This is a genomic window from Anabaena sp. CCY 9613, from assembly GCF_963920895.1.
Classification (GTDB): domain Bacteria; phylum Cyanobacteriota; class Cyanobacteriia; order Cyanobacteriales; family Nostocaceae; genus Cyanocohniella.
Window position 1 is genome coordinate 46,467 of the sequence record NZ_CAWUDE010000026.1, and the last position, 7,792, is coordinate 54,258.

The 7,792-nt window shown below is 43.6% G+C and carries 4 protein-coding genes; 3 read left to right on the forward strand and 1 reads right to left on the reverse strand.

Going from position 1 to position 7,792, the window contains the following annotated elements:
• Positions 1-22 precede the first annotated feature (22 nt).
• The 3 genes from ACM0OT_RS22255 (at position 23) to ACM0OT_RS22265 (ending at position 5,056) form a co-directional block, all read left to right on the forward strand.
• Entirely contained in the window at positions 23-2,452 is a 2,430-nt protein-coding gene (locus ACM0OT_RS22255) for an endonuclease MutS2 (protein WP_414566563.1), read from the forward strand.
• 351 nt (positions 2,453-2,803) lie between these two features.
• A complete protein-coding gene (locus tag ACM0OT_RS22260) occupies positions 2,804-3,409 on the forward strand; it encodes a DUF3038 domain-containing protein (protein ID WP_414566564.1) in 606 nt (201 codons plus the stop codon).
• 27 nt (positions 3,410-3,436) lie between these two features.
• The gene (locus tag ACM0OT_RS22265; RefSeq protein ID WP_414566565.1) at positions 3,437-5,056 is read left to right on the forward strand and encodes a DUF4335 domain-containing protein; all 1,620 of its coding nucleotides are present in this window, start codon (positions 3,437-3,439) and stop codon (positions 5,054-5,056) included.
• Positions 5,057-5,215: 159 nt separating this feature from the next.
• Here ACM0OT_RS22265 and ACM0OT_RS22270 read toward each other — a convergent pair.
• Positions 5,216-7,792, reverse strand: a 2,577-nt coding sequence (locus ACM0OT_RS22270; RefSeq protein WP_414566566.1) for a COR domain-containing protein, incomplete at its 5' end; no start/stop codon positions are given.

The following is a 7,792-nucleotide window of genomic DNA, read 5'->3' on the forward strand; positions in this document are numbered from 1 at the left end:
TTTCAGATTAGATAGTGAAGCCTTGATCCAATCGGAAACCTTAGAACTACTAGAATGGCATCGCCTTTGCCAGCATCTTTCCACATTTGCGGCTACTAAACTCGGGGCGATCGCATCACTGCATTTAACAATACCTGCGTCTCAGTCAGCAAGTGAGCAGTTATTAAAACAAACTAAAGAAATTTATCAACTAGAAACTCGTTTAACCACGGGATTGTCGTTTGAGGGTATCCAAGATATTGACGATTCCCTAGAACGAGCCGAACGCAGTGGGATTTTGGCCGGAGATGAACTGCTAGCTATCGCTACTACCTTGGCGGGGGCGAGAAACTTACGGCGTGTCATTGACAACCAAGAAGACGTGCCTATTTTAGCCGCATTGGTAGCCGATTTGCGGACTTATCCTGAACTAGAACAGGAAATTCACCGTTGTATTGATGAACGCGGCCAAGTAACTGATCGGGCTAGCTTAAAACTGGGAGAAATTCGCACAGATTTGCGGAAAACACGCACTCAAATCACGCAAAAACTGCAAAATATTTTACAAGCTAAATCTGGAGCAGTCCAAGAACAACTAATTACCCAACGAAGCGATCGCTTTGTGATCCCCGTAAAAGCGCCCCAAAAGGACGCGATCCCCGGCATTGTGCATGATACTTCTACCAGTGGTGCCACGCTCTACGTAGAACCTAATTCCGTAGTGCCTTTGGGTAACCAACTACGGCAGATCATTAGAAGAGAACAAGCCGAAGAAGAAGCAATTCGTCGCACCTTAACAGAGCAAGTCGCCGCAGTTAAACCCGATTTAGAACGGTTGCTAGCAATTGTCACCACCTTGGATTTAGCCACCGCCAGAGCCAGGTATAGTTTTTGGTTAGGAGCCAATCCCCCCAGATTTATTAACCGTGAGGAACAAGAAATTACTACCCTGCGACAATTACGGCATCCTCTACTAGTGTGGCAGCAGCAGCACGAACATGGACAAGCTGTAGTTCCCGTAGATTTACTTATTAGTCCGCATATTCGAGTCGTGACAATTACCGGACCCAATACAGGGGGTAAAACAGTCACCTTAAAAACCCTAGCTTTAGCCGCATTAATGGCCAAAGTAGGTTTATTTGTCCCCGCCCGTGAACCAGTAGAAATGCCGTGGTTCGACCAAGTGTTAGCTGATATCGGTGATGAACAATCCCTACAACAAAGTTTATCGACATTTTCTGGACATATTCGTCGCATTAGCCGCATTTTAGATGCTTTGGGGAATGGGGAAGCAGGGGAGCAGGGAGCAGGGGAAGCAGGGGACGGTGAGTTTTATTCTTCCTCATCCCTCGTCCTCCTAGATGAAGTGGGCGCGGGAACTGATCCCGTAGAAGGTAGTGCTTTAGCAATCGCCTTGCTGCAATATCTGGCTAATCATGCCCAGCTAACTATTGCCACAACCCACTTTGGTGAATTAAAAGCGCTGAAATACGAAGATGCGCGGTTTGAAAATGCTTCGGTGGAATTTGATGAAAGTACACTTTCACCCACATATCGTCTACTTTGGGGGATTCCTGGGCGTTCTAATGCCTTGACAATTGCCCAACGTTTAGGGTTAAAACCCGAAGTTGTGGCACAAGCCAAAAATCAAGTAGGCGAGGCGACAGACGAAGTTAACCAAGTAATTGCTGGGTTAGAAGCACAACGCCGCCGTCAAGAAACTAAAGCCGAGGAAGCGCAGAAGTTATTGCAGCAAGCGGAACGTTTATACAAAGAAGTATCCGCCAAAGCCGAAACTTTACAGGAGCGGGAAAAAGCTTTGCGGGCTGATCAAGAAGTCGCGGTACAACAAGCGATCGCCCAAGCCAAAGGTGAAATTGCCCAAGTGATTCGCCGCTTGCAAAAAGGTACACCCAAAGCCCAAGATGCCCAGCAAGCTACCGATGCGTTAAATCAAATTTCCCAAAAATATCAGCCGAAAGTACCACCAAAACCGAAAGTTGGGTTTATGCCCAAAGTAGGCGATCGCGTGCGAATTTCGCAATTTGGGCAAACAGCAGAAGTGTTAACCACTCCCGATGAGGATGGCGAATTTAGTGTCCGTTTTGGCATTATGAAGATGACCGTCAAGCTAGAAGATATCGAGTCTTTGGATGGTCAAAAAGCCGAACCAGTGGCGAAAAAGAAACCAGCGCCAGAAGTAGTGACTCCACCACCTCCAGCAGCCCCAGCAATTCGTACTTCTCAAAATACAGTGGATTTGCGCGGTAAACGAGTCAGTGATGCAGAAATTATTTTAGACAAGGCAATTTCGGAAGCTTCTGGCCAGATATGGATTATTCACGGACACGGTACGGGAAAATTGCGGCAAGGAGTTCACATATTTTTGCAACAGCACCCCAGGGTTAGTAATTTTGAACCAGCCGAACAGGCAGATGGCGGTAGTGGTGTCACCATTGCTTATGTTAAATAAACTGGCAACAAAAATCACTTATATAAGTTAATAATTTTTAATTGCTAATTAATAATATCCTCTCTATTATTAGCTATTAGCAATTAGATATTAACTAGGTTAAGTAATGTTTATTTATACATTGACACTGAGCTAGTAGGTGCGGCTAGAAAGAGTTTCATCGGTTTGATCGATAAAATTTGTTGAAAATAAATTTTCATCTAGTAGAGTAAGACAAAGACTACTGCTGTTTACCAAATTGAGCAAAGCTAGCAGCAGCTAATAGCTAATAGCGATGGGAAACCAACCTTGAACTTTCAGAGTCTGGTTTCAAAATGGGTAACAGCACAAGCCCCTACAGCCTGATCACCTATGCTAAAAGTTATGCACTCGGCCGCCGATTCAGCCACACCAAATCCCCAGTGGGAGGATTTAATTAAGCTTCCAGCCCCAAACACAGTTCAATGGGACAATATCAAAACCCAGTTAGACTTGGTGCTGTTGGCGCTAGAAACTTTAACTGGTATTGGTTCCGAGGCTATGCTCTCTGCGGCAATCAATCTGAATTTAGAGTCGAGAGTGCCAGACCGGGTAGCTTTATGGCGATTGCGTCAGTCCAATCCCCTACGTAAAGGTCAAGGTGGGCGAAAAAAGCTAGATGTAGAAGAAGCGCGATCGCTTGTTTTGATCATCTGCTACCTCGCCAAACAGCACCAAGAATTAATTCGCCGTGCTGTTGGTCTACTAGAACAAATGGCGGAAAACAAACGGGAACCTCATCAGGCTGCCTTACTTGGAGATTACATCGATGCTTTCTGCAACACCTACCAAGAACGGATGGAAGAGGACGACCAAATATCCACGGATCTACTGACCAACTTGGCGCTCAAACTGCTTGTAGATTTACTGTTTTACAGTGCGCCTGGTGGTCACCGCCGTCTTTGGTTAGCACTCATAGACCGTTCTGCAAAACTTTAGATAATAGTCTTCCTCGCCGTTCCTGCCATGCCACCATCAAATTCTGTCATTCGTCGCTACACACCCCCGACTTGCACCCTAGAAATCCTGGCGCAAAGTTCGCCTTTGTCCCGTTGGATGGGGAAAACTGTAATTAAGCAGCTAACCTTCGAGCTGCACTTTGATGATCCGCAACTACCAGAAGAACGCCGAATCCCCATTCGAGGCGATCGTGACCAACTAGAAATTTTGTGTGACGCTGTTACTAATTACGTACAAGGATTTTTACAGCAACCTCCCGATAGCTTTTGGTTGAGTCTTTCTGAACCCCAAGATTCTAGTAAAGTTTCTCAGGACTCGGAGTTTACAGATTTTCGCCAAACTCCATTACCAATTACTAAAACATTTCCATCTTTGACCTCCCAAATACCAGGAGGCAGAATCTACTTAGAACCAGGCAACTATTTAACTCATAATCTGTATCTTGGTTCCCTCGCCAACCAGTCATCTGGTTCTGTAATTCAACTGAGTCTGCTGCAAATATTTGATTTAGCAACTGCCTTAGACGAATACTCTGCTGATGTCATGGCGTTACCAAATCTCAATAACAATACATTAACTTTGCGATTGCCAGCCTGGGCACCTATCGCCGCCGTCATGGTACTGGGCGTAGGTTTACTACCGATGACTTTGCAATATGCTAATAACAATCGGCAAAAACAGCCACAAATAGCACAATCAGGAAATCCCCAAGAAACGGAAATTGCCCTGGAATCCTCCCCTTCACTCGACATTCCCCCAACATCATCTGACATCAAAATTCCCGATGATTTGGCATCGCCACCGCTGTTTGGCGCAGACGCACCATTGCCCACAGCTAGTTTACCTTCACAACCAATAGCACCTTCCTCACCATCTTTTAGTTCTGGTTTTTCTCCAACCTCTTCTCTACCATCTGCACAAGATCAACTATCTATCTTTGAGGGTAGAGCTAGCAATTCCCCACGTGCAGCATCTAAAACAATTCCCGATCAGCAAAGTGCGGCGATTCAACCAAATCTAATACCAGACATTACACAGCCAAATTCTCAAGTTGAAACTACAATTCCCCAAAGACGAAGTTTACCACCTAGTCTATCTCCTGACAGAAATACATCACCCAGTGTCGTTGCAATTCCCCCATCTCTGCCCAATGTCACCGATAATGGTTCTAACAATACCCTTACCCCATCAGCCTCACCAGTCAACCCACAGCAACTAGAAGAGGCAATTAATTCATCTATAAATACTCCTACTGCGGCAGTTGATACTAATTCATTCGATAGATTGAATAGTCAACCCATAACTCCCCCATCTCCAGAAGCCGTTCCTGATGGTACCTTATTTGACACAGTTCAAGTAGCAGAAGCTAGAGAACAACTCACCAAACGTTGGCAGCCACCTAATGGATTTGCCCAAACATTAGAATACAGTGTGCTGGTGGGTGTTGATGGTACAGTCGAACGGATTTTACCCCTGAATCGGGCAGCAAGAGAATATATCGAGAGTGCCGGAATGCCAACAATTGGTCAATCTTTTGTCTCTGCCAATAAATCTGGACAAAATATGCGTATTCGAGTTGTTCTCAGTCCCGATGGTAAAGTCCAAACCTTTCCTGAGAATGAATAAGTAAATCAATTGGCTTAATGCCATCTGCAAAACTGCTACACACCTTGTACTATTACTCGTAGGTTGGGTTAAGCGCAGCGCAACCCAACGAAACAAACCATAATGTTGGGTTTCGTTCCTCAACACCAACCTACGATTAAGTTTAATTTTCAGTTAATTTCAGTCAGCTAAACGCTGGGCGATCGCCTGCACCAATACCTCAAATTCTGATTCGCTGTGAATTTCTGGAGTCAAGGTATTCATGTCTTTTAACAGGTTTGTAAGTTCTGCGATCGCGTTGCGAATTTCAGTATATAAATCTATTTCTTCTCGAAATCCTTGCATATTAGCTGCACTCACTTCTTTCATGGCTGCATCTAATTTGTCTCTTCGTTTTTCCCAATACTTAATATATTCAACTCTTTCTTCCCCAACATAAATTTTTGCATCAGATAACACAATCGGAAAAATGCGGTCATAGAAATTACCATTCTTGGCAATTTCGACTAATTCATACATACAATTTTCTGATTTTAAATACTGATCGCTGATGACTATAATCACGCATTTACCCTGGCTTAATCGCTGCATAAATGCTTTAAATTTTTCTTTGTAACCAACAACGTTTTTATCACGAATAATTTTAATATTTTGTACTTTAAATGCTTTCTCTATTTGTTCTACCACGGTTTCGCTATGATTATCCCGTAGGGTATAGGAGATGAAAACCTCTTTTTGATGGTTATCTTTTTGCTGAGGTGAAAAAGATTTATTTCTCTCTTGTTCTAATTCGCTTTGTAACTTTGTTACTTGAGGGCTATCTTCTCTATATTCTCGCTCAGATGAATACAAAACATCATCAATTAATCTGCGGACATCTACCATTTCATAGCTGTTTTCACATTCAATTTGATAACGACGAGCATTGAAGCGTCTGTTGAGTGATTCCAGAGAATAAAAATGAGGAATCAGCAAGTTTTTACAAATATCGCAGTTACAAGGAACAAAAGTTTGATATTGCAAACGTTCATAAGAACTGTGAATTTTCTCTAGCTCATGGGTAACGACTGCCATTAGTTCTTTTTTACGGCTACCAGTAACACGAATTTTGATTTCTCGTTGATTGTAGTTTTCTATAACTTCAGCACGGGTTTGGTTTTTGTGGAGAATAACACCTGTTTTCCAAACGAGTTTTTGCTGTTCAATCCAAGGGTGTGTTTCAACAATAAAACGGGTGAGGATACCTTTAGGCATGAAGTCATAGCTGTAGCGCAAAATCAGATTGTTGGTATCGTCCCAGTTATAATCAGGTTGTTCAATGGAAAGCAATTGCGGCGCGATGTAAGTACCAGGACGACTAGGAATTTCGTAGCATAATTTGAACCGCATCATTAATTGCAGCAGTTCATCTCGCATTTGGGCATATTCGCCATCTTGCCAAATATTTTCGAGGTCATCCCGTGTAAAACAACCAAGGTTTTGCTTGACAGTATCATTATCTAAAACTTTGTAAACCGCAGTAGTTCCCCATTCGGGTTTGAGGATGACGTAGTGTTTGAGTGTGGCATCATCTTGGAAGTGAAGAAAAACACCGAGGTCGTGTAAATAACTACTTAAACGCAGCATATCTGTGCGGTCTGTTAAATTATTCACTCGGCAAAGATGGCAATATTCATCTAGGCTGATGTAATTGCGGGAATAGTTTTCTAATGCGGCTCTGACTCTCACCCAGAGTTTTGGTAGCGGTGTGCCAACGTGAGGAAGATTACTAATGTAAAGTTGAATCGCGTCTTTAATTTCTGCTAAACCGCGATTGGTGTCTAAGTTAGTAGCCAGAACTTCTTTGAGATTGGTAAACTCGCCGCGCAACTGGCGTTCATTGACTTCACACTGACGGTCTTGTTTTTCATTTTTGATGATGATCACCGGGCTATTATCACTGAGGAGTCCAACAACATTCAGCCACCAGTAAAAATCAGTGTTTTCTTTGCGGGTATCAGCGACCAAGACATAAAGGGAACGCTTACTCAGAAAAAATTGATGGGTTTGATGATAGATTTCCTGTCCGCCGAAATCCCAGATATTCACACGAAAGTCTTCGCCATTAGGTTGTGTAAAGTGCCAACGGATAACCTCAATACCCTCGGTTGATTTTTCATCCGATTGAAGTTGGTACGATTCATCTTTGATTTTCTTGGCTAAAGAGGTTTTACCTGCTCCCCCTTCACCAACAATTAAGAACTTAACTTCGTAAATAGGTTCTGTTTCAGCTGGGTCTTGCACCCGGAAATAGAAATCGAGAATTTCATTCAAATCGCCTGGTAATAAGCTTGAATCCTTCGGCCCTAAAATCTCAGGTGGAATGGGGACTGGATTTCTACGAAGATCCAATTTTTCCAGGTTTGGCAGTTGTCTTATTTCCCCTGGCAGACTGCTCAGTTGATTGTTGTCGAGGTAGAGCGTTTGCAGGTGGGTGAGTTGGACAATTTCTGGTGCCAGACTACTTAATTGATTGTTGTCGAGGTAGAGCGTTTGCAGGTGGGTGAGTTGGACAATTTCTGGTGCCAGACTACTTAATTGATTATTGTCAAGGTCGAGGGTTTGCAGGTGGGTGAGTTGGACAATTTCTGGTGGCAGACTGCTCAGTTGATTACTACCGAGGTGGAGCGATCGCAGGTTGGTGAGTTGGACAATTTCTGGTGGCAGACTGCTCAGTTGATTACTACCGAGGTGGAGCGATCGCAGGTTGGTGAGTTG

Bases quoted from the DNA above. Each gene is read 5' to 3' on its own strand.
- ACM0OT_RS22260 (WP_414566564.1), top strand. From the start codon at position 2,804: ATGCTAAAAGTTATGCACTCGGCCGCCGATTCAGCCACACCAAATCCC.
- ACM0OT_RS22265 (WP_414566565.1), top strand. From the start codon at position 3,437: ATGCCACCATCAAATTCTGTCATTCGTCGCTACACACCCCCGACTTGC.